A 22,798-nucleotide genomic window follows, 5' to 3' on the forward strand; every position below is an offset into this window, starting at 1 on the left:
CACGAGTACCATTGCCAGCAGTGCGCCTGCCGCACTAATGATGATCGTGTCGCGGCGATGAACCTGGCCGAACTGGGCCGGCGTTATTTGGCCGGGGACAAAGAGCCATCGTTTGATTCAAAGAAGCAAAAGAAAACAAAACGGTCGGGCATGGCCTGACTTGTCGTCAGGGCGTGTCAGCCGCCCTCGGATGTAACCATCGCGTAGGAGTCGTGAGACGTTTGGACTACAGTTTCTCCACAGTACCAAGAGAAGCACCGATCCACTGGGCGTGAGTTGCAAGCTCCCACTTCAACGACTTCGGTCGTAAGTGGGGGTAGTTGACTACGCACCTTGCAAAATGGAGGAGAAAGCTATGAAAAAACGTAGCTTATCGGTAACGGTAGTCATTGGGGGTACTATTGTTACTGGCAGGGATTTTCGCCCCATCCGTATCCGCGGCCGTGTATTCTAACTCAAGTGATCAGACTCCTGTCCAAGATTCGTCCGAAGATTTTGATTTATCACAAATGGATACTTGGACGCCAGAACAAATTACAGCGTTTCTCAATGGCACCGCACCGGCGACGTATTTCAGTAATCAACAGATATTCGATGCACTGAAAGCGCAAGGAGTCGATGCACAGAAAGTTTTGTCTCCAAGTGACTATCAGCAAGCAATTTTCCAGGATGGATTGCGACAGGGTGGAACCTACATTAAGAAATTAAGTAATGGCATCCGAATTTACTTAAATTCTGCAATCGTCAAGCTGTTGGCAGCTGCTGGAGCAATCTTTATCGCGGTGAAACTATCTCCGATTCTTGTAGGGCTTCTTGGAGCTGCGGGGATTGCTCTCACACAGACACAAATGCAGTCCGTAATCGCGGGTGTTTCGTATGTCTGGGGGACGATTTCAACTAGTCGGGGTATCTGGATTGAAATTCGGGCAAAGTTTGTCTATATGAAAGGAATTTTGAAAACTGTCGAAGCATTTCCGGTCGTTAAAGTTGGACAGCAGTAGTTTTTGCTAGAAGGAAACTCTGAGTGGTGTCTGGAAATTGTCAATGGACGGTACATAATGTTGTACCGTCCATACATAGTTTTTTAAGGTGGCGAGTATAAATTGTGGCAACGATTCAATCGTTATCTGGGCAGTGGTTATGATGACAAATGGGCATGGGCAATTGCTACGATGATTTTTCCGGGCATACCGATCGTGTTCGCATGGCCGCGTTGGCTTTACTTCTTATCCGCTTTTGGATTATTGCTACTTCAGCCAGCCATTAGCATTCTTTTAACCCACTGGCGCCAGCAACGCAACCGGACAAAATGAATTGACTGAGGAGAAATTTGCGATCGTATGGGCCGCCGTACGGGTCTAAAATTTCCCCTCTTTCTTTTTTCCCTGGATGTGTTAATATGGCGTCAGCGCAATTTTGAAAGGGGCTACGATTCATGCAAGTCACACGTAATGGAGCACCAGTTCTCGTTGAGGGCGAACCAATTCGGCGGGGGGCAACTTTACCGAAGTTCACTTTAACGGATGCACATGGCGCGTACTATACCACCGCGATGATGCTTGGTACTCCGGCACTGATCAGTGTCGTTCCGGATATCAACACCCGGGTGTGCAGCATTTCCACGAAGAAGTTTAATCAAGACGTCGATCAATTCCCTGGTATCAATTTCTACACGATTTCGACCAATCCAGTGGGGGAACAACAAAACTGGTGTGCCGCTGAGGGTGTTCAGAAGATGCAGTTATTGTCTGATTCTGAGGGCAGCTTCGGCCGGGCAATGGGGTTGTTCATTCCCACTAGCAATGTCCTGGTTCGGTCGATCTTCATTATTGACGGTAAGGGCGAGATTCGTTATGAAGAAATCATTGGCGAACAAACTGATGAACCGGATTATGATGCTGCGTTATCTTTTTTGGAGACGCATTTCCACGATTAATCAAACAGCAATCGTAAACGTCGACGCGAGTTGGCGTTTTTTTGATGGGTGGGGCCGTGCCAATGCTACGCAATCTACGGCTGAAATGGGTGGCGACGCGCAGCTAGTGCGTAGCCGCAGGCGAAGCTAGCTGTGACGGCGCTTGAAGCCCGCAAAGTGCGCGGTCTTCAAGACGCCTAACCACATCCGCGCGCAAAAACCGCGCGCGGTGTGGTTTCCACAGCTGAGCCCATTTCAGCCTCCGATTGCTCCGCATTGGCACTATATTCAATACGGCTCAAAATAATGCAGCATGCTACTAATTCGAATTTATTAACGTCTCTTCTGAATTAGAATGGCGACTAGCCACAGCAATACGATGATCAGGTTCCATCTCATTGTAGTCAGCGAAATGCCGCGCCAAAAAACGATGGTGGATAGTATGAGGGCAATATTGAAAATCGCGAGGTAATAGGTCGCCTTGTCTCGGGGAATTCTTTTGGTGATTATCAAAACCAGTAAAGCGATGGCGACGAGGAACCAGATGATTTCTAATATCATGGTGCACCTCCGAAAGTTTGTATTTGTTTGAACCTGTGGGTGTTGCAGAATTAATTCGCTCACATTATTGCCCTGTTTGAGGCTGTCCGCAACCATTTTCTTTGGATATATCATGGTATTTCAGTATTTTCAATTTCAGGTTTGATTTTGACACGTACCAATTAGTCGTTTTTGTTGCTTATTACACCCGCCGGACGTATGATATCCCCAAGAGGTTTGTGAAAGATAGTGCCTGTGGCTGTTTGTCAATTCAGTGAGGAGTTGATTATCATGCGCTCTTTAGATATGAAACGCGGTGTGGGCCGCGTCACCCTGGAAATTGGCGGGGTGATTTGGCTGGTTGGCTATCTGAGTATTTTAGTGTTCTATCCCTATCTTGGCGACGTGGTTAATCAGGCGGCAGAGAGCGCGGGCCCGACGATTCTGCTCTGGATCGCGACGATCGGGCTGCCCTTGATTCCTACAATTATTTTCTTTCACTTTGCCGGCGAAACGAAGAATGTAAGCAACATGTATCTCGTATGGATGTTTCTCGGTAATTTTGTACTATGGCTAGGGTTAGCCACCATTGTGTTGACGATGGTGTTTGGCGGCGATTGGATCAAGATTATCAACATGAATAGTCCGGTGGTTCCTGCTTTGCCAGGATATTGATGGTTTCTGAAACAGAAAAATGCCTTTGCTCGAGATTAAACGGTCTCGAGCAAAGGCATTTTTAATGGCGCAATTACTTTGTTTGGTTAGCTTCAAATTCACTCAGCGGGATCAGTTTTTCCGCATAATAGCGTTTCTTGAACGCGGCGATAGTGGGCGCATCAAAGCGGGCGGGATCCAGTTGCAGATGTTCGACGGGAATTGGCCGTTCGTTGGTGATCTTGACATCAATCAGGATCGGTCGACCATCCGCCGTTTCGGCCAATGCCCGATCGAAGGCTTCTGGCAACTCGGTCACTTTCGTCACGGTAATACCGGTCATGCCTTGACCTTCGGCAATCTTTGCAAAATCCAATCCGGGCATGTCGATCCCAAACCATTCATGGCCGTCATCTTCCTGTTCGTCCTCAATGTAACCTAAGGCGTCGTTGGAGAAGATCACGTTAATGATTGGCAGGTGATACCGGACTTCTGTATTGAGATCCTGCATTACCATAGCGGCGGCACCATCACCGGCCAGGTTAAAGACTTGCCGACCCGGATAGCTTAATTGGGCGGCCATGGCGCCCGGTAAGCCGGCTCCCATGGTGGCAAAAAGGCCAGAAGTGATCCACGGCTGGTGGCCGTTGACCTTTAATAAACGGACGGAATTCTGCGTGACATCACCCACATCAATGGCAAACACGGCATCATCCTTGGCGATTCGGTTGATTTGCTTGAAGACGGGTTCAAACCGCAACTTGCCAATGGTCCGGTTCATCATATCATCGTTGTATTGATGCCAGTTGGCAACATTGTCTTTGTTGGCCGCATACCAAGTGCTGGGCGCGGCATCGCTGCTGCGATCCAGCAACTTTTGCAACGTCTTTTTCGCATCACCCAGGATGGCCACCTCAGTCTTATGCCGCTTGCCTAACATCTGCGGATTGCTGTCGATTTGAATAAATTGAGCAGCGGGATTGAACATAACTTCCGCGAATGGATAGTTCGATCCGACAAACATGATTAAATCGGCTTCCCGCAACGCCTCATTGGCTGGCTTAGAAGCCACCCGGGCAGCGGAACCAAGCAGTGCCGGGAATTCGTACGGAATGATTTCTTTACCCAATGCGGTGGTGATCACCGGCAGCTGCAACTTCTCGGAAACAGCCATGACTTCCTGCGCTGCGCCAATCGTCCCTTGACCCACATACATGACTGGTTTCTTAGCCTGGCCGATCAGTTTCAAGGCTGCATTCACCTGCTCGTCGGTGCCTACCGGCAAAACTGGACGGGCAAAGTTGTCAGCACTGCTGTAATAACCATTTGCTGGGATAGCTTTCCCCGGCAAATCATTTGGAATCACAACCACGGCCGCCCCGTGCTGGGCAAAGGCCCGGCGAATGGCCTCATCAATGATATGGGGCAATTCTTCAGCAGTGGTCACAGTTCGGGCATACACCGCCGCGTCTTGGAAGAACGGATCTTCGTTCAGTTCTTGGAAGAAGTCGTAGTTCATAAACCGCTGTTCGACTTGGCCAACTAGGAAAAGAGTCGGAATCTTATCCATTTTGGCATCATAGGCCCCTTGGAACAAGTGGGTCGCACCTGGGCCAGCCGAACCAAAGGCCACCCCGATATGGCCGGTCAATTTACCATCCGCCACGGCAGCCAATGCCCCGACTTCCTCGTGGCGCACATGAATGTATTGAATCCGTTCTTTCTCAGCATCCAGCGCATACATCATGTTGTTAAATGTGCCGCCAGGAATGCCATAAATATGTTTCACATGCCAGCTCTCCAACGTCCGCAAAGCCGCGATACCAGCATTGATTGTTTCAGCCATTATTGAATCCCCCTTATTAATGTACCGAAAACTCGATACTCCTTTTTCGGGTTCATCATAGTCCAAAAACAAAGAAGCACAAGGAATATGCTTGGCAGTGGAGAATTTTAAAGCAAAATCCATGGCATATATGCCACGGCGAAAATCTAATGAAGTGGTCAAATTATTGTGCACAAAGAGTTCTTTGAGTTACGAAAAAAAGCGATGCCAAAGACTTTTGCCACAATTCGGGGTGCACACTGGTGCCATGGTATCATAAAGTTGATCAAAAAGACGATAACTAAAAGATTTAGTCGAAGGCGGGTAGAAACTAAGATTTTTTAGTCAATCGATTCCATTGATCAGTTAACTGTTTTGCTTTCTGGTTGAAAGATAACCAGCGTAAGGTATCGATCACTTTTTGAAATTCGGTGGTGGCGGATGTTTCCTGACCATCTAGATACTTCAGAGCGGCAGACAACTCTTTTAAGTTTAGAGACGCCGCGATTGAGTTAATGATTGTTGGTTGCTTATCAAAATCGGCGATCGTTTTCCGGGCATTGTCCAGGTCGCCAAATGAGATAAGGCCGTCAATGATTTCCAAGGCAATTTCGTTAACATATTGCATGCTATTCCCCACTCGAGAATATGTATTTACACTGGTAAACAGCATGCGGGAAATTGCTAGCAGGTCCTCTAAGCTGAAGAATATGCAAATGAAGCGTAATGACTGCAAATCATAATAGTACCAATCTTGATTTTCGAGGAAGTAGCCACTGGCAAATGTTGCGTCGTTAGCATCCAGTTGGGTGTCTTGCAGCATCGCGGTAGCTGCCCGGATTGTGATTAAATCAAGCCTGTCATAGGGAAGACGACTTGGCGAAGTAGCCAACTTTGAAGTTGCTTGCTCATTCAATATATGTAGCATGTCAATGTCTTCATCCAAGTAGGCCCGGGTAACTTGACTGAAAAAAGCAGCTTTCGGGTCTTGCTCAAAACTACGGGCACGATACAAGAACTCGCCGATGGTAATATGCAAACGAGCGAGTAAGGGGATTAGACTTTCAAATGATAATCCCGTGGTTCCCCGCTCATATTTTGCTAAAGTAGAGGGATCGACGATTCCTTCTGCCAGCATTCTTAAGCTAAAGCCCCGATTCTCTCGAAAGTTACGCATTGCTTTTCCATATTCTTCCAACATGTTTTTCTCCTTGGAGGTGGCAAATTATGAAGATACTACTACCTTTGTCTGCATTACTGCTTGTAGGTCCTCTCGGAAGAATGCCTATTGGTCAACCGGGAGAAATTGATCCGATTCAACGTAAGTGCCCCAACGCGGCAACCAAGTCCCACATGTCGAGCACTCACTCAATTCTAGAGTTTGATGATAAGGATGTCTACTTGCTTTTTTAAAAAAAGAACTGGTGCGAATGGGACTGGTTCATATATTTGAGGGAGGAAATAATCATGAAAATCCAGAGTGTTGTTTCAGCACTGATTATCACCGGATCATTGTTTGGAGTTATCGCACCTGCGGTAGCAATTAATGCAACCACCTCACCACATGCTAATGCTTATGCAGCCACAAGCGTTGACCGTACCACTGAGGTAGTGGCCCAGAAAACGTTACAACAATTAGCCGAAGCATCACCTTTGCCAACGACTGAGAAAGCTCAGATTACTCGGCAAATTATTGAAGCTTCATTACAAGCAAGAAATGTGAGCAGCTTGTACAGCGTTAATTCAGTGACAGCGGGGCGGTATTTCAAATCATATACCACATTGTCCCGAGCTCAGGTTAAAGCGATCGCTAAAGAAGGAGACCCTGTCACCAAATTGACCAGTTTTTTGAGCCTCAGTGGGAATTTATTCGCAGTTTCTGCTGCGTTTATCTATGGTTCATATTATGGCTATTTCACGACGGCGGCAATCAATGGGTGGGGAATTAAAATCACTTTGACAATTGACTCATACGTTCCAACGAGTGCGGGAATGTCATGGTCCATCTCATACGTCAAGTAAGATTTCAACGAGAATGACGGATGGATGAATGCAATTACGCATGAACCTGTTAATGTTAATCCCTAATCTTCAAGCTGTAGTCCTGTGATGTTAATTCACATAAAGAGGTGTTGTGTCATGTTCGAGAAAACGAAGGAATATTTTGCCAATCTTGGGTATGGATTTCTAAAGGTAGTGTTTTCTACGTCGTTTGTCAGTGGCAATCGAAAGTTGGAAGTTGCTTTCAGCTCTCTCGGGTTTCTTTTCTCAAATATTTTTATCAACTCTATCGTGACACCAGTGGGTGGGGGATACTTTACCATTACCGTCAATGGTGTTCTACTGGCCGTTCCATTCATGGTTACAATGTACACCATGATTCATTATTTTTGGCCGTGGGTTGGGAAAAGGATTAGTGCTCGACGGCTTGCCCGTAAGTTCTAGTGCGGATTATGGATTGGACGATAAAGGAGTAGAAAACTGTGATGAACTACTTGAAGAAACACGCACAGGTCATCGCTTCCGCCATCATTGTGTTTTTCCTGGGCAATATGTTTAGCAACACAATTTGGTGGCCAAAAGGCGGAAGTTACTTGACGTTAACATGGCGAGGACTGTTTTTTGGAGGACTGTTTGTCATTGTTTCGCTCCTGATCAACACATATTTTTGGCCATGGGTCAGTCAGTTGATTAAGAAGAATAAGGCAAGTCTCAAGCAATAAGGGAGACGTTCACTGAAAAACCCGGCTTCAAACCAGCAAATTATTACGATTTCGTATTCCTTTTCCTTTTCTAAATGATATCTTGGTGAACCGTTTTCCTTCGTATCAAGCAGCACATTTGGTACAATCACGGTATAGTGAGATTCAGTCAATAATATACCCACACGAAGGGAGCGAAAGTCCCATGAAGTACGAATTCAGCCGCTGGTGGAAAGCATTGAAGAGCGATCCTTTTCTAGTCGTACTTGTACTCGGGATGTTGCTAATTATCCCGAATTGGTTATTCGGCAGTGATAAAGCGGCGTTCTCGGCAGCGGGGACGGTCCTCATTCTGCTCGTATTCGCGCATTATAAGATGATGCACCAAAACAAGAAGAAGTAGGGGACGAAAAAAGCGTTGATGCGGTTTGCCCGGTTGCGGCACTGCATCAACGCTTTTATTTTGGCACATTATTGGGCTGTTCGGTGGAACTTCCGGTAACTCAACCAGCCAAACACGATCGTCCAAATCACCGCGCCCACGGCCGGAATGATTGCGTCGGCGTTGATGAACAGGGTGAAGAAGATGAAGACGAAGAAAATGATCGTGATAATGTTGGTGAACGGGAAGCCGGGCATCTTGAAGCCATCGGGCATGAAGTCTGGCGAATGGCGATACCGGTAATGAGCCACCATGGCCAATGCGTACACCAGGATGTACAGGTCACTGGATGAACTCGTGATAAACTCAAAGGCATCCTTGATTTGCGGAATCATGGCCAGCGCCGGTGCCAGCAGCATGACCACAGATGAGGAGAAAATTGCTCGGGCCGGCACGCCGGTGCTGGATATTTGGGTGACCCGATTGTCCTCTCGGGTATGCCCCTCAGTCCCAATTTGGTAAAGGTGCCGACCAGCGGAGAAGATCGCACTGTTGAGTGCGGAGGCAGCGGAGGTCAGGACGACGAAATTGATGACCCCGGCAGCGCCCTTCAAACCGGCTAAAGCAAACACTTGGACGAAGGGACTCTGCAACGGATTGATTTCGCGCCAAGGGTTGATCGACATGATAATCACGATGGCACCAATGTAGAAAATCAAGATCCGATAGATGGTCTGGTTGATGGCCTTGGGCAAAACCTCTCGCGGATTCTTGGTTTCGCCGATGGTAATGCTGACAAACTCAATGCCCTGGAAGGCAAAGAAGACCATCGGGAAAGCGCCAAAGAATTGCCACGCACCATTGGGAAAGAGCTGGAAGTTGTTAATGATATTGCCGAAGCTGGCAATGTGGCCGCTGGGGGTCTTGAAACCCGTGCAGATCATGATAATACCAGTGAAAATCAGTGCTAAAATCGCAATGATTTTGATCATCGCAAACCAGAATTCCGTTTCGCCAAAGACTCGGGCAGCAATCAGATTCATGGTGGTGAGGATGATCAGGAATACCAGTTGGATAAGACTGGCGTTCCAGGTGGGGAACCAATACTGGATGTATCGGCCAATGGCGGTGAGCTCCGCCATCGCCAGGAATATGAGCCCCAGCCAGTAACTCCAACCGGCAAAGAAGCCGGCGCTGTCGCCGACATATTTAGAAATAAAAGATACAAACGTATGCTGATTCGGGTCTTCGTAGAGCATTTCTCCCAGTGCCCGCATCATCAGGAAGAAGAATACGCCCAGAACGGCATACACCAAAATGATGGACGGTCCGGTGCGGTGGATCGTGGTCCCGGATCCTAAGAACAGGCCAGTCCCGATCGTGCCGCCGATGGCAATCATTTGGACGTGGCGATTGCGCAGGCTGCGCTTCATTCCGCCATTCTGTGTTGGTTGTTGCGCCATGATAACAGTCCTCTCTAGAAACTCACCTTTCCATTGTAACTCTCCTGTAACAATATGGCGGCTCACATATTTCAAGGCAAGGTGAAGAGAATTCAACACTATGAATCGAAATCAGATTTTTCCCGGTTTAACGGGGTACCAGGATGGTCATCAATATGCCGCACCGCAGGTAATAGCAGCATGCTGGCACCCACCAGCAGCGAGCCAACACCCATGATGATAAACAACATGTTGACGCCGAAGCGGTCCGCAATCGGTCCGGCGGCGACCAATCCCAGAGGACCAGCCAAGTTCATTAACATACTGGTCAATCCAATTATCCGACCCAGCATTTCTGGTGCAAACCGTTCCTGGATCATCGCCATGAAAGGGGCGTTGAAGAAGGGCACGCCCAAGCCAAAGAAGAAGTTGAGAATATTAAATAGGACGAAACCAGTAAAGTCACGGCTCAAAATGCCGGAGAAAATACCGCTGATGGCGACACTGAGGATGGAACCAAAAAGTGCATAGATGCGATTCTTGCCCGCCCCGCGCCAACCGATCCAGATTCCGCCCAGCATCATGCCCACGGAGAAGACCACCTCGACGACAGAAGCCATGGGGACTGTGCCGCGGAAATATTGGGTGGTCATCAACGGGTAGACTGCCCCTGCTGGCATGAAGATCAGGGTGAAGACGGCGCCGATCAAAGTCAGCTGGAAGATCCCCCGGTCCCGCCGCAACAGCGCCCAGCCAGCAGCCATATCTTGCCAAAAATGGATCGGACCATCTTGCTTGCGGCGTTCCGGTAATTTGGTGATCAACATCGTGGCGGAGCCAAAAATTGCGCCGATCACATCCAGCAAAATGACGTAATTAATATTGAAGGCACCAAACAGCACGCCGGCAACGGCCGGTGCAATGATCATCTGGACGGACTGGAAAGCGCCGATTTGCCCACTGATCTTCGTCAACATGTCCATCGGCACCAATGTCGGCGTAATAGATTGCAGAGTCGGATATTGGAAGGTCTGGGCTAACGATCGGACAAACATCGCCAAGAAGACCATCCATAATGGGAATGAATGGCCGACAAAACCGATGACAGCTAGGACTAAGGCTGCTAAGGCCGTCAACATATCGGTGCCGATCATCAGCCATTTCTTGTTGTGCCGGTCAATGATCGGTCCCACGAAGGGGGAGATGAAGATTCCCGGCAGGAAACCAATGATTGTAGCCAGTGAAATCATCGTGGCCGATTTTGTCTCAACTGTGAGGTACCACAGCAAAGCATACTGCACGATCTGGCTGGTAATACCGGACAGAAACTGCCCGGTCCACATGCGGTAGAAGTTGAAGCGCCAAGTGGTTGGTGTGGCCATGGGGATCCTCCTTTAGTCGTGGAAAGCAGCGTCAAGAAAGTATACCAAATCGGCAGAACACAAGACAATCAAAATGCTTATTTTGTGTAGTTACGATACGGTATAATGTAACTACCAAGAAAGAGGTGTACAAAATGCTTGATTCGAAAGATCTAAAAGGCGAGGCCAAGTTGTTTAAAGCAGGGAACTCGTATGCGTTACGTTTGACCAAGAAGGATAAGGAGTTACTGCACGCAGATACAAACACGGTTTTTGAAAAAACGATATCCGCAGATGGCAGTACGATCACCTATCGGAAGAAACCCACTGTGAATCCAGATGTTCTGAAGTATCTTGATGAGTATTACAATGAACATCAGGACATGATGGATGAGTTGAAGTCCTTATGAAATATTTATCAACGGCCGACCTCATCGCGATCAATCAAGAATTAATTCGCCGGGCTGGCGAGGGCCAGGCAGGCGTTCAGTACCCGCAAGGATTGGAACTGGTTGTGGTGCAGCCTACGCAAGCCGTTTTTGGCCGAGAGTTATATCCCACCATTTGGTTAAAAGCAGCGTTTATTCTACAGAAAATCACCAAGAAGTATGTTTTTGTCGACGGTAACAAACGGACAGCATTGAGTGCCACCACAGTTTTTTTAAACCTTAACGGCTATAAATTGGTGCATTCAGATGAAGAAGGGAAGAAACTGATTCTTTCTGTGACCAATGCCAAAGATACCGAAGAAGTCATGCTGACAGTGGCAGAATGGTTAAAGGCACACAGCAAACCTTTTAATACTAAGTAACGAGTCACTTCAGGCAGGTTGCCCAATCGCAGCCTGCCTTTTTGTGCACCATTTTTTGGCATTCCTATTAACAGAGTGCCAAAACTGGTATATACTTATAAATGGTTGATGGAAGAGACACCAACCCGGTGTGTGAACACCGTCTCACAGTAAGCGAAAATTACATTGTCTAAGTGGTTTAGGGGGTATGTCTTATGGCAGACGATTATAACAACAACGATTTCTTCCACAATGATATGGATGATTTCTTCAATCAAGTAATGCATCAAATGGGTGAAGGGCAAACCGCCCGCTATGTCGTGAATGGTCATTCACTGACACCGGATCAGTTCGCTAAGTTTCGGGCAACGGGTCAAATGCCCACCGGCGAAGGGGACGACATTCCGATTAACGGCGGTGAATCTAAAGCCGTTAAGAAGGGCGGTATCTTGGAGAAACTCGGCACGAATTTAACCCAAGAGGCGAAAGATGGTCTGTTGGATCCAGTCATTGGCCGGGACAAAGAAATTCAGGAAACAGCTGAAATCCTCAGTCGCCGCACCAAGAATAATCCCATTCTGGTCGGTGATGCCGGGGTCGGCAAGACCGCGATTGTGGAAGGCTTGGCCCAGGCCATTGTGCAGGGCAACGTACCGGAAGCAATCAAGGATAAGCAAATCTGGTCCATTGATATTTCCAACTTGGAAGCCGGCACCCAGTTCCGGGGCGCTTTCGAAGAAAACATTCAGAACCTGATCAAAGAAGTGAAGGCGGCAGGTAATGTCATCCTGTTCTTTGACGAAATTCAGCAAATCCTCGGTGCCGGTTCCGTCGGTGGCGAAGATAACGGCAGCAAAGGCTTGGCCGATATCATCAAACCTGCTTTGAGCCGCGGTGAACTGACCGTCATTGGCGCCACGACCCAGGACGAATACCGCAACACGATCATGAAGGATACTGCACTGGCGCGGCGGTTCAATGATGTCACTGTCAATGAACCCAGCAAGGCCGACACCTTCAAGATTTTGCAAGGGGTGCGTGGTCTATACGAGAAGCATCATCACGTTCAATTACCCGATGATGTTTTACGGGCGGCAGTCGATTATTCCGTTCAATATATTCCGCAACGGACATTACCGGATAAGGCCATTGACCTGATCGATATGACAGCGGCTCATTTGGCCGCTAAACATCCAGTCACCGATAAAGTGGAACTGGAGAAGCGGTTGAAAGCCGTCAATCAACGCAAGGACGAAGCGGCTAAGAAAGAGGACTACAAGGCCGCAGCCCAGGCCAAGACCGAAGCAGATAAATTGCAAAAGCAATTGGCTAGTGATGGTAAACAAGTCGAAGCCGTCGCCACGCCGAACGATGTGGCCCAATCTGTCCAACGTTTGACGGGTATTCCCGTGCAACAAATGTCGACGAACGATATCGAACGCTTGCAAGGCTTGGCTGGTCGCTTAAAGGGTAAAGTCATTGGTCAAAACGAAGCTGTGGACATGGTGGCCCGTGCAATTCGCCGCAGTCGTTCCGGCTTTGCCAGCGGCAGTCGGCCAATCGGCTCCTTCCTGTTTGTGGGTCCTACGGGGGTCGGCAAGACAGAATTGGCCAAGCAATTAGCTCTGGATATGTTCGGCAGTAAGGATGCGATCATCCGGTTGGATATGAGTGAATATTCTGATCGGACCGCCGTCTCTAAGTTGATCGGGACCAGTGCTGGTTACGTCGGCTACGAAGACAACGGCAATACGTTGACTGAAAAAGTCCGTCGTAATCCATTCTCCATCGTGCTGTTGGATGAAATTGAAAAGGCCGATCCGCAAGTGATCACCCTGTTACTCCAAGTTCTGGATGACGGTCGGTTAACCGATGGCCAAGGGAATGTGGTCAACTTCAAGAATACGATCATTATCGCCACTTCCAACGCCGGTTTCGGTGATGAGGCCTTAAGCAAGAACGCACCGAAGGATGAGAATATCATGACTCGGATTGCACCTTACTTCCGTCCTGAATTCTTGAACCGGTTCGATGGCATTGTTGAATTCAGTCACTTGAGCAAGAAGGATCTGCATCAAATCGTGGACTTAATGCTCAGCGATGTGGATACGATCCTTGGCCGCAAGCAGATTACGTTGACGGTGTCCGAACCCGCCAAGAACTGGTTGATCGCCCAGGGTTATGATGAGGCCATGGGGGCACGACCATTGCGGCGCGTGATTGAATCCCAGATTTTGGACAAAGTGACCGATTATTATTTGGATCACCCAGATACCAAGCACCTGCAAGCCACGTTGCAAAATGACACCATTGCCATTGCGCCGGTGAGCAAGAAGGCTGCATCTTCTGACACTAACAAGGGTGAATCAGTCACCAACAAGTAATTAAACGATGACGCCGCTGCCTAATCCTTTGCCCCAGTGATGAAACGACGGGTTACTGGGGCACCACTTAGACAAGCGCAAACGCCATCGCTTCCTTTCCAGCCGTCGCCAAAGCCGCTCCGATATGTGTGTTGAACACACATGCCGGAGCGGCTTTTTTGTTATGAAAAGTATTGCCATTCCCGGGCAACTGGGCGGCGATGCCAATGACGATGAAGAAAATGACGCCTGCCCAAATACTGATGTGCCACAGATGATTGTTGGACAGGGCAATAAATTTCATGCCCACGATCACCATACCGAGGCCATAAGCGCCGACATTCAGCATAAGGAATAAAAAGCCGTGCTTATTCCTTGTCAGTATTTGGAAAGCGATGAGGATAATGAACAAGGCTTCAAGCATAATTGTAGCCCCTCTGATTTTCCAAGAAGATTTGACTGGGCTTATTGTGACGCTGATCACCGCCGAAGCCTATCGTAATTAAGTCACGATCCAGTAAAGAGACAGTAAATCTGTGCAATGGTCGCCAAATGCATAATGAGATATACAGGATTAAACAGTTCCTTTTCAACGGTAAAAATGATGGGAGTTTATGGTATTATCAACACATATCGGTCCATGGGGAGAATCAAATGGAACTTGGAGAATTTTTTCGACGGCAACGTCAAGATAGTCAGTTAACAATTCACCAAATTGCGCATGGCATTGTATCGGATGCCGCGTTGTCACGTTTTGAACGTGGCGAAAGCGAAATAAGCACTGATCTTTTCTTACGCCTTCTGACAAGGCTGAACAGCAATGTTGATTATTTACAAGATGCATATTCGAATTTGGATCCTGATAGATTATTGGCAGAATCAAAGGGCACACTTCAGAGTTATCGTGACCAAGGCCTGAAATATTTGAAGCAGTTTGATGAAACTGGCTGGCCATATTATCGTTTGGCGGGTATCAGCCAGTTGGTGATCACTGATATGTATATGAAGAACAAAGACACCACCGTAGAGATGATTCAAATTGTCCTTACGCATCTCAAACAGCTACATTCTTGGGGTACGTTCGAAATCAGACTGGCATCCAGAATAACACGTTCGCCATTACTTAAGAAACCGGAATTAATTTACCTGCTGGAGAAGTTTCTGGTATTGGCTAAGCATTATGCCACACCAATGGAAACAGCATGGAACGACTCAAATTTTGCGTATGCCGTGATTGCATGTCAGGGCATCAGCTTGCGACTGATTGAACACGAGGAGTTTGAATTGGCCCGCAAAATTATTGATGAGTTGGATAACTTGCCGTTGGACCGTAATTTAAGTCTGCTATATAACCAAGCCCGTTCTCGATTATTCTTGGCCTATCACGATTGTCCGAGCCAAAAGGTGGACGACCAATTTTATGCATTTGCCGCAGCGTGGGCAGATACGCGGTATGCACAAATCGGGCGAAGAGACTTAGCAAAGTGGAGGAATTATGTCATAAGGGAGGATCAACGAAATGAACACTGCGGTGATGTTTAAACAATTTCGGCAAGAGCGGCATCTTAGCTTGCGTCAAGCTAGTGCGAACGTCATTTCTGCCAGCACGCTCTCTCGTTTTGAGCAGGGAAAGACGCACTTGTCCGCTGTCACTTTTGTTCGACTGTTGGAAAGAATGCAAGTGGACTGGTCAACATTTACATCACCAGAAAGTGAAAACGATGGGAACCTCCTCCAACAGATTTTACAGCTTAAGGATAGTAGACAGCTGCGACTGATTAGAAAATCGTTACAAACAGGTGAAAATCTGNATATATTTGGCTTTCCGACTTATTACTAAAAAATGAATTTGGAGAAGAAACGCCAACGCTTGAAAAATCCACTACATCTGCGATGGGAAAAGTACTCAACACTGATCCGTGGTCAACATTCACATTGGTATTGGCGAAGGCGTTAATTCAAATCACGCCATTGCAGTCACTACCTGCGTTGCTTGCGACATTGGGTGAACAGCTTAGACAGAAACACATTACACAAGATGCCATTATTTTCTTCTCGAGTCCATTGACGTTGTATCAAGAGGGCGTAATACGTTTATTGCGTGAAGGCCATGTTACGATGGCGCGGAATCTTTTCGATCAAATACAAGAAGTTTTGACAATAAGCGCCGATGAAGCATTCTTGTGTTCTGTAGTTAGCGAGCTATTGAGGAACGCCGAAGAAAGAGGCCGTCGTAGCTTTGAGAAGACGGAGATTGTTTTGAACAGTCTGATGATCGTGCGAGCCAACCAACATTTACACGCACTTGTTCCGCAAATCGCGCCAGTCATGAAACAGCAGCATTTTTCTACAGTGCTGTTTGACGTAGAGAAATTGTATGCTGATTATGGGAGGCCGTAGGTGTGATTGACAACAGACATGGTCTCTTAGAACGAGCAACGCTGTATAACGAAAAACCAGCAATTATCAGGTAATATTGACAGTACTGCCATGTGATAATCGCTGGATCTGTTTTCAGAAAGTCGCTTCATATATGCTATTTGATTGATCGCTTTTCATTTTCTTTCGCTTGTTGTTCACGACGAAAGGAATTCACAATAACGGCGACCACCGAATTTATGATTAGTCCGCAGAAAAAGGCGCCGATGAAACCCAACCCAGTTCCATATGACACAATAACGGTAATACAAAGACTTACCCAAAAATTCAAGATCTTATTAGTGTGCTGACGCGCTTGTTGAACTTGGTTAAGAGACGAGTGAGCCGTGGGATTATCTGAAGACGGTGTGGTATCTGACCCTGTTTTCGCAATCAATGCATCTGATGGTTTTGAGCGATCAAACATGGATAATCTTTTCCCACAATTTGGACAGAACTTAGCGTTTTCTTCGAGTTTAACGCCGCAATAGGGACAATAATGCATACAATCACCTCTTAATCAAGATTGGTTGATAAGACTTTATTTGCAATTTCAGGGCTGGGGCAACGAATGCAAAGTTGCCTTCGCATTCGTTGAAGCTAGCTGCAATATTGTATTGATTTTTTCCACTTTCAACTTGCGGATATGAGTATGATTCTTCACTCTAATACCATACGTCACATGATTTTGAATGATTACTGTAAATTGCCAGGAACTCTAGTGCAGCCATCATAGAAAACATCCCAAGATTGGCCGGCTGAATTAGCAGTCACATCAGAATGCCGTACTCTGAGAAATTTGCAAGCCATCTGCAAAAATTTAGTTGAACGTAATACCACTGTTAGAGGCAAACCAGTTCCTCAAAATTTTTTTACCTGTGTTCTTAAATATGCAACCATTCAAAAATGGTAAAATGGATGCTTCTAATCTCGAACATCGTAGTTGACGTTGTAATCATCATAGCTATATCTTTGTCCCTCTTCTGCATTATCTTGTTTGAACGATTTAGGAAGGACTTTTTCATATCGGTCGCCGTCATTATCTTTATCTACCCCTAGGCCAATAGAAAAATAATTGTAATCACCGTCGCTATACTGCTGCACCGGTATTCTTATGATATAAATAGGATGTCCGTTGTAATCGAAAACAAATCTGCCGGTGTCTTTATTTTTCATCACAATGATGGTATTTGGTGCATCTCCTGGCTTACCTGTAACTCCTGCCGTAAGCTGACCATACCCGCTATATGTTTGAATATCAGAATTTGCTTTTGAATTTTCTCCTGCTAAAGTTAAGACATCGTCTGTTGTGCTATAGCCATCAGGCAGTGAATTGCCAGGATAAAAAAGTAGAAGTACCAGACCAAAACCAATGGCAAAGATTAAGACGACTAGCCAAGATATTGTCTTTTTTCTGCGATGCAAGGTACTTTGGCTTTTAGCAGTGGGTTGTGTAACTGGTTGGGCGGGGGACTCCTGAGTTGGTTTGGCTGTAGAATCTGGGCTGCTAGTATTTCTGGATGGAACGCTGGTGTCGGTTTCGGAGCCGGTCGAATGACTGTCGGCAGTGTTCTGATTATCCGGCACAGGCGTGGAAACATTGGCCGACGGCGTTGTGGGTGAGCTGGATATCAGGTTTGCTTCGTCGGTGGCGATACCCAGTTTTGTGCCGCAACGAACGCAGAATTTGGCTTTGACTACATTATGGTAACCGCATTTGGTACAAATCTTGATCATGATTGATTTCTCCCCTCAAAGACCAGAGTGGTCTCAAATATCCCCGAGCATATGGCGAACGTTTTTTAGGTTTTGCCTTATCCAAGGACTGCCGGGAATAAACTTTTGGGCAGCGAGGGTCATCGTATTACCATCTATACCAACAATTTTTAATTCGATTGCAGATAATCGGGTTTTACCAGTAGTGAACTCGGCAGAGAACTTAACCGGTTCAAAGGATAGGGAACGAATAGCGCTGAGCGGGATCAGCCTATTCTCGCCAGTCAATTTATAAGTGATTGAAGCCCGCATAAACAGTAAGCCGGTTTGTTCAAAACTGATGTAATATATGCTGTTTCTCATGGTGTTGACAAACCAGCCGACCAGGATGTTATTATGCGCGTCTGACTGTGCAAAGATGATTTTGTCTGCATCGGCAGAGTACCCGAGAGACTGCTTGTAGCGAACAATCGTGTCCAATGATGCCATTATTTTCTTCCTCCTGAAGTTTGTTGCAGACTTTGCTTCCGTGCGTGGATCTCCGCCAATCCTTCGCCCATGAGGTTGTAAAGGAGCGCCCATCCGGCAACGGTGACAGTAATGATCGTGAGTAACTGGCTGTCGAGAATGACGGTCGCCTTGTCCCAAACCGCATGGAGCGCAATGGCCGCGGCCAGATAGCCGAGAAACTTTCCCTGGAAAAATGTTTTGCCGTCCAATGGGGCATTTCTCTTCACGGCGACCAGCGCCGCGCCGGTGATGGCGGTCCAAACCACGTGACTGCCAATAGCGGTAATGGCGCGCAATAGGGCCACATCCAGTAATTGATCGCCGGCGTTGTAGATGTACCCGGCCGTTTCAAAGGCCGCGAAGCCGGCACCGATGGCGGCCCCAATGAGCATGCCGTTTAGAATATAGGAATAATTGCTCTTCTTGACGAAGTAGGCAACGATTAGCACCTTGCCCAGCTCCTCGGCAATGCCGATGCTGATGGTATCACCCCAGGTGAAGGTGCCGTAGTACTGTTCCTGAGCCGAAAAGGAGACGAACTGGTAGAGAAACATGGTGACCAGCAGCGAAAGAACGCCGCCGAGAACAAACACCTTGAGGGTTTCGTAGAAGCTGATGTTTTTGTAGGCATTCATTTCGAAGAAAAACACCAGTGCGCTCAGAGGGACGGCGAAGGCCCCGGTTAAGATCACGCCAGGAATCATCAGTGCATTATTGTCGCTAACGGCCACAAACAGAAGGCCGCAGAAGCTGACGGCAAATAGCGCAAAGACGCGGGCGAACAGCCACGGACGTCCCCAGTCCGATTTAACGGCACTCAATGCGGGAGTTGTCCTTTGTGTACCCGCGATGAAGATTTCTTCGGCTTCTGCCTGGCTGTGCTTTTGAAAGACTTGGGAAAAGACGAGCTTCATTGTGGCCGCCGCGGCCTTGGATGACGTCACGAATTGGTCCGTCGCTGACGGAGTTGCCGGGACAGACATCGTGGGGACCGGGCTGGGTTGAGACGTGTTGGCGGTCGGTGCGGCAGTCGTATGCAAACGATAGCCGCAGTTTGGACAAAACTTTGCACCGGGTTTAAGCGGTTTCCCGCAATTCGGACAGAATTTCATACTGATCACCCCTTTAGTTAGCATCCAGCAAGATGTGGGAAAGTTTCTCCCCCAGATTGCTTTCTGCTTCGATTTGTTCACCGGAGTGGCCATTCTGAGACATGACGACAGCGACGAAGATGTGACGGTCACCCTGGATAATTGCGGCATCATTCTCTACGCCGTACTGGCCAAATTCACCCGTTTTGTTGTAGATAGCCGTGGCATTGGTGATCTTTGCCGGCAGCTTTTCGTGGTTTTGATTGTTTTTCATAATGGCCATCATTTGGTTATCGGCCTCTTTGCTGATGAGCTTGCCGTTATTAATTAAGGTAAGCGCATCGCCTAGGTCCTGTACGCTGGTCATATTGTCTTTGCCAGCAGCTAAGGCATCGGTATCCATCATCTTGCGTTCGAGCACAGTATCGGGGAACCCAAGCTTTTTGATTTCTTGGTTGACCACATCGAGACCGCCCAGATAATCGATCATGACATTGGCTGCCATATTGTCTGATTTCTCCATCATGTGATCCATCACCTGACGATAGGAAAGGGTCGTACCATCCGGCATATTCTGCATATCGCCGGTGCCGCTGACTTTATCGGCGCCAGTTACGGTATATGTATCTGCCAAATTGAGGTCGCCATTTTTGGCCTTGGCAAACGCCGTCACCATGATGAAAATCTTGATAATGCTGGCCGCTCTTTGCGGTCGATTGTTCTGCACAAAGTGTTTTAGATGGAGCTCGTCAGAAGCGGATACAAAGACGGAATTATCACCCGGAATCTGTCCCATTGTTTGGTTCACCGCAGCTTGTACTTCATCGTAGAGTTGAGTGTTATACGACTTTGAGGAAGAACTGGCTTTCTCGGAAGAAGAGGAGCTGGCTGCTGCCTTGGTTTTACGCGCCGGAGACTTGCGGGTGGTTTTGGCCACTTGCGTCGTTTTTGGTGCGGCGGACTGATGGAAATATCGGTTATAAACCACCCAGCCAGTACCGGCCATCAGCGCGATGAGTACAATAATAGCTAGAATAGCGGGAACTTTCCGATGGTTGGCAGGCGTGGCTGCTTGGGGAGGGACAGGTGGCTGATTGGGTGGCGTGTCCGGTTCTGGCTCGGCGTCGGTAAATGCGTAACCGCAGTTTTCACAAAACTTGGAATTGAGAGCGTTGAGATGGTGGCAACGGGGACATTCCTTCTTGTCTGTCTGGGTCAGCACACTTTTCGGCAGCTTTTTACCGCAGTTCAAGCAGAAATCGGCATCGGGCGGGTTTATGGCGCCACAGTAGGGGCATTTCATCGGATAATCACTTACCTTTTCTTTTCATGATTTTTCAACTTGATCAACACAGTGATGTTAGTCATCAGGGAATGGTGTTGATACAACAGTGTAGCTGTCGTTACCAGTGGAAACTTCAAGTTCACCATCACTGTTGACTCGATAAACAGTGTGCCAACTGATTCCTGAACTCTGTGTTCGTGGTGTATCGACGTGAACAATTGCATAGCCGTCTTCAAATCCCGGTGTTAATAAGATATTGTCTCGATCAACCTGCAAGCCCTTGCTTGCTAGATCCGCGCGCACCCAGTCCAGTAACTGAGCCTGCGTTAAGTTTTTCATATCAACGGTTCCGCTTGAACTGGTATCACTGGTGTCGTCGGCATCATCGTCTGTGTCGTCTGTATTAGCTGACGGGTTATTGTCGCTGCTGCTTGATGATGACGCAGAATCGGCCTGTTTCGGGGTATTCATTTTGATCAGTTTTGTATCACCCAAATTGTCCGAAGACACGCCACCGGACTCAAAACACTTATAGACATATGCCAGCGGATGTTGCCAGGTGAGATAGACAAAGATGCCCGAGCCGGACAGTGATTGGCGGCTAACTTTTGTGAAAAGGTTATTGATTGTTGCTTTACTTCCTGGTTTAAGCCGAATCGTTCCGCTTTGGGCAGTTCGTTGTCTCTCTGACCAGTCGGGTGCAATTATCTGAAACTTTGAACTATCAAAGATGATTGGTACGGAGGAACCATTTACAACGGTCATGGTAATGATATAGACCGCCCCAGCGTTGGAATCTGCAGTTTCGTCCTGATCGGCCTTAAAGGTAAAATGAATATTCCGAGTAACTTTGGTCGGGAGATCGCTATATGCGACAGCTTTGGTCTGATTAGACGGCTTCTTTGCTGAGGACTCTTTAGCAGAAATGTGGTGCCCCGATGCTGACGTTCCTTCAGCAAATGAATTCTTGCCGACGAACTGGCCTGGCAGCTCACAACCGGAAAGTACGATCAATCCCAGGAAACACAGACAGATTAAGCGTATGAACCGTTTCATAAAGTCATCCCTCCGGTCACAAAAACGGCAATCGCATAAGCAACATTGACGGTGCCGCCAATTAGGCCCATAACTGCCATGACTTTGGCCAGGCGGTGGACCTTTGTCACTAATGCCCAGATGCTAAAAATGATTGCCAGAACACCAACGACTCCCCAGAGGTTGATGAACCAGCAGCCGAGTCCAAAGATATAGCCGAACAAAGCTAAAAAGCTAAAGTGCCTTTCATGAACAGGCGCATTATTGTCTGGGCTGGTTGCATCTTCGGCAACTGGCATAGGTTCGGCCACTGATGCGTCGATATTGGCATCAGCTGTCTCATCCTCGGCATGCTCGGACGTTGACTCTTTGGACTGGATGTCTTCCTGAATGGCCTTTTCTGGCCCGTTCGGTTCTGCTGCGGTCTGTTCTTCGTGAGCAGGCGCATTATCATCTTTCGACTCTGGGACAGGCGATGATTTCCCAACATCACTCGGGGTGACAGCTTCTGATTCTGGCTGTTCAGGTAAGCCCTGATTCTCCTGCTCAATTTGAGCAGGAGAATCAGCCGCCTCTTTCTTCGGCTCAGCGACTGGTGGCACAGGTGTCACCGCATTGTTTTTGGGCACATAATCTGCCAGACGCACGCCGCACTGGTCGCAAAATTGCTGCCCTGGTTCAACCGGTGAGCCGCAGTTGGGACAGAACAGTACCTGCTGTTGATCACTCGCCATGAATGCAACCTCCCCATTTGATGTATCTAAAGTAG

26 protein-coding genes are annotated in these 22,798 nt (G+C 47.7%); 13 read left to right on the top strand and 13 right to left on the bottom strand.

Annotation, left to right across the window (positions count from 1 at the left end; translation table 11 throughout):
* Positions 1–509 precede the first annotated feature (509 nt).
* The 3 genes from FD09_RS03755 to FD09_RS03765 all read left to right on the top strand — a co-directional run bounded on the left by FD09_RS03755 (position 510) and on the right by FD09_RS03765 (position 1,936).
* A complete protein-coding gene (locus FD09_RS03755; protein ID WP_157053671.1) occupies positions 510–1,001 on the top strand; it encodes a hypothetical protein in 492 nt (163 codons plus the stop codon).
* Positions 1,002–1,103: 102 nt separating this feature from the next.
* Entirely contained in the window at positions 1,104–1,313 is a 210-nt protein-coding gene (locus FD09_RS03760; protein ID WP_057818502.1) for a hypothetical protein, read from the top strand.
* Positions 1,314–1,435: 122 nt separating this feature from the next.
* Positions 1,436–1,936 (top strand): thiol peroxidase, encoded by a 501-nt coding sequence (locus tag FD09_RS03765; RefSeq protein WP_057818504.1) that lies wholly within the window; start codon positions 1,436–1,438, stop codon positions 1,934–1,936.
* Between the two features lie 312 nt (positions 1,937–2,248).
* On the opposite strand, the gene FD09_RS03770 is transcribed toward FD09_RS03765, so the two are convergent.
* Positions 2,249–2,476 carry a hypothetical protein gene (locus FD09_RS03770; protein WP_157053672.1) on the bottom strand — a complete coding sequence of 76 codons (228 nt, stop codon included), beginning with the start codon at positions 2,474–2,476 and terminating at the stop codon, positions 2,249–2,251.
* 270 nt (positions 2,477–2,746) lie between these two features.
* Here FD09_RS03770 and FD09_RS03775 point away from each other — a divergent pair, with 270 nt between their 5' ends.
* Entirely contained in the window at positions 2,747–3,130 is a 384-nt protein-coding gene (locus tag FD09_RS03775) for a hypothetical protein (protein ID WP_057818507.1), read from the top strand.
* A 73-nt stretch (positions 3,131–3,203) separates the two neighbouring features.
* Here FD09_RS03775 and spxB read toward each other — a convergent pair whose 3' ends face one another.
* Positions 3,204–4,955, bottom strand: coding sequence for a pyruvate oxidase (spxB, locus tag FD09_RS03780; protein ID WP_057818509.1), 1,752 nt, complete (start codon positions 4,953–4,955; stop codon positions 3,204–3,206).
* Between the two features lie 310 nt (positions 4,956–5,265).
* Entirely contained in the window at positions 5,266–6,135 is an 870-nt protein-coding gene (locus FD09_RS03785; protein ID WP_057818512.1) for a helix-turn-helix domain-containing protein, read from the bottom strand.
* A gap of 266 nt (positions 6,136–6,401) precedes the next feature.
* Between FD09_RS03785 and FD09_RS03795 the strand changes: the two genes are divergently transcribed.
* From FD09_RS03795 to FD09_RS03810, 4 genes are all read left to right on the top strand, one after another.
* Positions 6,402–6,956 (top strand): hypothetical protein, encoded by a 555-nt coding sequence (locus FD09_RS03795; RefSeq protein WP_057818516.1) that lies wholly within the window; start codon positions 6,402–6,404, stop codon positions 6,954–6,956.
* Positions 6,957–7,073: 117 nt separating this feature from the next.
* On the top strand, positions 7,074–7,379 hold the full coding sequence (locus FD09_RS03800) for a hypothetical protein (protein WP_057818517.1): 306 nt from the start codon (positions 7,074–7,076) through the stop codon (positions 7,377–7,379).
* A 38-nt stretch (positions 7,380–7,417) separates the two neighbouring features.
* Positions 7,418–7,657: a hypothetical protein gene (locus FD09_RS03805; protein WP_157053673.1), complete on the top strand. Its 240-nt coding sequence runs from the start codon at positions 7,418–7,420 to the stop codon at positions 7,655–7,657.
* Positions 7,658–7,841: 184 nt separating this feature from the next.
* On the top strand, positions 7,842–8,039 hold the full coding sequence (locus FD09_RS03810) for a hypothetical protein (RefSeq protein WP_057818521.1): 198 nt from the start codon (positions 7,842–7,844) through the stop codon (positions 8,037–8,039).
* Positions 8,040–8,107: 68 nt separating this feature from the next.
* Here the strand turns inward: FD09_RS03810 and FD09_RS03815 are convergent, their stop codons facing one another.
* Together FD09_RS03815 and FD09_RS03820 are read right to left on the bottom strand one after the other, a co-directional pair.
* Positions 8,108–9,481: an amino acid permease gene (locus FD09_RS03815; RefSeq protein WP_057818523.1), complete on the bottom strand. Its 1,374-nt coding sequence runs from the start codon at positions 9,479–9,481 to the stop codon at positions 8,108–8,110.
* 98 nt (positions 9,482–9,579) lie between these two features.
* Complete coding sequence (locus tag FD09_RS03820; protein WP_057818525.1) at positions 9,580–10,842, bottom strand: MFS transporter; 1,263 nt, start codon at positions 10,840–10,842, stop codon at positions 9,580–9,582.
* A gap of 134 nt (positions 10,843–10,976) precedes the next feature.
* Here FD09_RS03820 and FD09_RS03825 point away from each other — a divergent pair, with 134 nt between their 5' ends.
* The 3 genes from FD09_RS03825 (at position 10,977) to FD09_RS03835 (ending at position 13,995) form a co-directional block, all read left to right on the top strand.
* On the top strand, positions 10,977–11,231 hold the full coding sequence (locus tag FD09_RS03825; RefSeq protein WP_057818528.1) for a hypothetical protein: 255 nt from the start codon (positions 10,977–10,979) through the stop codon (positions 11,229–11,231).
* Positions 11,228–11,632, top strand: coding sequence for a type II toxin-antitoxin system death-on-curing family toxin (locus FD09_RS03830; protein WP_057818530.1), 405 nt, complete (start codon positions 11,228–11,230; stop codon positions 11,630–11,632). The genes FD09_RS03825 and FD09_RS03830 overlap by 4 nt, the downstream gene beginning before the upstream one ends.
* 194 nt (positions 11,633–11,826) lie before the next feature.
* Positions 11,827–13,995: an AAA family ATPase gene (locus FD09_RS03835; RefSeq protein ID WP_057818532.1), complete on the top strand. Its 2,169-nt coding sequence runs from the start codon at positions 11,827–11,829 to the stop codon at positions 13,993–13,995.
* 67 nt (positions 13,996–14,062) lie between these two features.
* Here FD09_RS03835 and FD09_RS03840 read toward each other — a convergent pair whose 3' ends face one another.
* Positions 14,063–14,398, bottom strand: a complete 336-nt coding sequence (locus FD09_RS03840; RefSeq protein WP_057818534.1) for a hypothetical protein — start codon at positions 14,396–14,398, stop codon at positions 14,063–14,065.
* Between the two features lie 230 nt (positions 14,399–14,628).
* On the opposite strand from FD09_RS03840, the gene FD09_RS03845 reads away from it, so the two are divergent.
* A complete protein-coding gene (locus tag FD09_RS03845; RefSeq protein ID WP_057818536.1) occupies positions 14,629–15,516 on the top strand; it encodes a helix-turn-helix domain-containing protein in 888 nt (295 codons plus the stop codon).
* Positions 15,494–15,784: helix-turn-helix domain-containing protein (locus tag FD09_RS03850; RefSeq protein ID WP_235812204.1), on the top strand; the 291-nt coding region annotated here is incomplete at its 3' end. The genes FD09_RS03845 and FD09_RS03850, both read left to right, overlap by 23 nt.
* A 726-nt stretch (positions 15,785–16,510) precedes the next feature.
* On the opposite strand, the gene FD09_RS03860 is transcribed toward FD09_RS03850, so the two are convergent.
* The 7 genes from FD09_RS03860 to FD09_RS03890 form a co-directional block, all read right to left on the bottom strand.
* Positions 16,511–16,897 (bottom strand): zinc-ribbon domain-containing protein, encoded by a 387-nt coding sequence (locus tag FD09_RS03860; RefSeq protein WP_057818542.1) that lies wholly within the window; start codon positions 16,895–16,897, stop codon positions 16,511–16,513.
* Positions 16,898–17,316: 419 nt separating this feature from the next.
* Positions 17,317–18,129 (bottom strand): zinc finger Ran-binding domain-containing protein, encoded by an 813-nt coding sequence (locus FD09_RS03865; RefSeq protein ID WP_057818544.1) that lies wholly within the window; start codon positions 18,127–18,129, stop codon positions 17,317–17,319.
* A 33-nt stretch (positions 18,130–18,162) separates the two neighbouring features.
* Positions 18,163–18,597, bottom strand: coding sequence for a hypothetical protein (locus FD09_RS03870; protein ID WP_057818546.1), 435 nt, complete (start codon positions 18,595–18,597; stop codon positions 18,163–18,165).
* Positions 18,597–19,730 carry a PrsW family glutamic-type intramembrane protease gene (locus FD09_RS03875; protein ID WP_057818548.1) on the bottom strand — a complete coding sequence of 378 codons (1,134 nt, stop codon included), beginning with the start codon at positions 19,728–19,730 and terminating at the stop codon, positions 18,597–18,599. Before FD09_RS03875 ends, FD09_RS03870 begins: the two co-directional genes overlap by 1 nt.
* A gap of 13 nt (positions 19,731–19,743) precedes the next feature.
* Positions 19,744–21,012: a serine hydrolase gene (locus FD09_RS03880; RefSeq protein WP_083487508.1), complete on the bottom strand. Its 1,269-nt coding sequence runs from the start codon at positions 21,010–21,012 to the stop codon at positions 19,744–19,746.
* 57 nt (positions 21,013–21,069) lie between these two features.
* Positions 21,070–22,050: a hypothetical protein gene (locus FD09_RS03885; RefSeq protein WP_057818552.1), complete on the bottom strand. Its 981-nt coding sequence runs from the start codon at positions 22,048–22,050 to the stop codon at positions 21,070–21,072.
* A complete protein-coding gene (locus FD09_RS03890) occupies positions 22,047–22,763 on the bottom strand; it encodes a zinc ribbon domain-containing protein (RefSeq protein WP_057818554.1) in 717 nt (238 codons plus the stop codon). Before FD09_RS03890 ends, FD09_RS03885 begins: the two co-directional genes overlap by 4 nt.
* Positions 22,764–22,798: the final 35 nt, after the last annotated feature.

The sequence above is a fragment of the Schleiferilactobacillus perolens DSM 12744 genome (assembly GCF_001435585.1).
GTDB classification, from domain to species: Bacteria; Bacillota; Bacilli; order Lactobacillales; family Lactobacillaceae; genus Schleiferilactobacillus; species Schleiferilactobacillus perolens.

Bases quoted from the DNA above. Each gene is read 5' to 3' on its own strand.
- FD09_RS03825 (WP_057818528.1), top strand. From the start codon at position 10,977: ATGCTTGATTCGAAAGATCTAAAAGGCGAGGCCAAGTTGTTTAAAGCA.
- FD09_RS03830 (WP_057818530.1), top strand. From the start codon at position 11,228: ATGAAATATTTATCAACGGCCGACCTCATCGCGATCAATCAAGAATTA.
- spxB (WP_057818509.1), bottom strand. From the start codon at position 4,955: ATGGCTGAAACAATCAATGCTGGTATCGCGGCTTTGCGGACGTTGGAG.
- FD09_RS03800 (WP_057818517.1), top strand. From the start codon at position 7,074: ATGTTCGAGAAAACGAAGGAATATTTTGCCAATCTTGGGTATGGATTT.
- FD09_RS03875 (WP_057818548.1), bottom strand. From the start codon at position 19,730: ATGAAATTCTGTCCGAATTGCGGGAAACCGCTTAAACCCGGTGCAAAG.
- FD09_RS03890 (WP_057818554.1), bottom strand. From the start codon at position 22,763: ATGGCGAGTGATCAACAGCAGGTACTGTTCTGTCCCAACTGCGGCTCA.
- FD09_RS03860 (WP_057818542.1), bottom strand. From the start codon at position 16,897: ATGCATTATTGTCCCTATTGCGGCGTTAAACTCGAAGAAAACGCTAAG.
- FD09_RS03885 (WP_057818552.1), bottom strand. From the start codon at position 22,050: ATGAAACGGTTCATACGCTTAATCTGTCTGTGTTTCCTGGGATTGATC.
- FD09_RS03820 (WP_057818525.1), bottom strand. From the start codon at position 10,842: ATGGCCACACCAACCACTTGGCGCTTCAACTTCTACCGCATGTGGACC.
- FD09_RS03765 (WP_057818504.1), top strand. From the start codon at position 1,436: ATGCAAGTCACACGTAATGGAGCACCAGTTCTCGTTGAGGGCGAACCA.
- FD09_RS03815 (WP_057818523.1), bottom strand. From the start codon at position 9,481: ATGGCGCAACAACCAACACAGAATGGCGGAATGAAGCGCAGCCTGCGC.
- FD09_RS03865 (WP_057818544.1), bottom strand. From the start codon at position 18,129: ATGATCAAGATTTGTACCAAATGCGGTTACCATAATGTAGTCAAAGCC.
- FD09_RS03795 (WP_057818516.1), top strand. From the start codon at position 6,402: ATGAAAATCCAGAGTGTTGTTTCAGCACTGATTATCACCGGATCATTG.
- FD09_RS03845 (WP_057818536.1), top strand. From the start codon at position 14,629: ATGGAACTTGGAGAATTTTTTCGACGGCAACGTCAAGATAGTCAGTTA.
- FD09_RS03770 (WP_157053672.1), bottom strand. From the start codon at position 2,476: ATGATATTAGAAATCATCTGGTTCCTCGTCGCCATCGCTTTACTGGTT.
- FD09_RS03755 (WP_157053671.1), top strand. From the start codon at position 510: ATGGATACTTGGACGCCAGAACAAATTACAGCGTTTCTCAATGGCACC.
- FD09_RS03810 (WP_057818521.1), top strand. From the start codon at position 7,842: ATGAAGTACGAATTCAGCCGCTGGTGGAAAGCATTGAAGAGCGATCCT.
- FD09_RS03840 (WP_057818534.1), bottom strand. From the start codon at position 14,398: ATGCTTGAAGCCTTGTTCATTATCCTCATCGCTTTCCAAATACTGACA.
- FD09_RS03880 (WP_083487508.1), bottom strand. From the start codon at position 21,012: ATGAAATGCCCCTACTGTGGCGCCATAAACCCGCCCGATGCCGATTTC.
- FD09_RS03775 (WP_057818507.1), top strand. From the start codon at position 2,747: ATGCGCTCTTTAGATATGAAACGCGGTGTGGGCCGCGTCACCCTGGAA.
- FD09_RS03785 (WP_057818512.1), bottom strand. From the start codon at position 6,135: ATGTTGGAAGAATATGGAAAAGCAATGCGTAACTTTCGAGAGAATCGG.
- FD09_RS03870 (WP_057818546.1), bottom strand. From the start codon at position 18,597: ATGGCATCATTGGACACGATTGTTCGCTACAAGCAGTCTCTCGGGTAC.
- FD09_RS03835 (WP_057818532.1), top strand. From the start codon at position 11,827: ATGGCAGACGATTATAACAACAACGATTTCTTCCACAATGATATGGAT.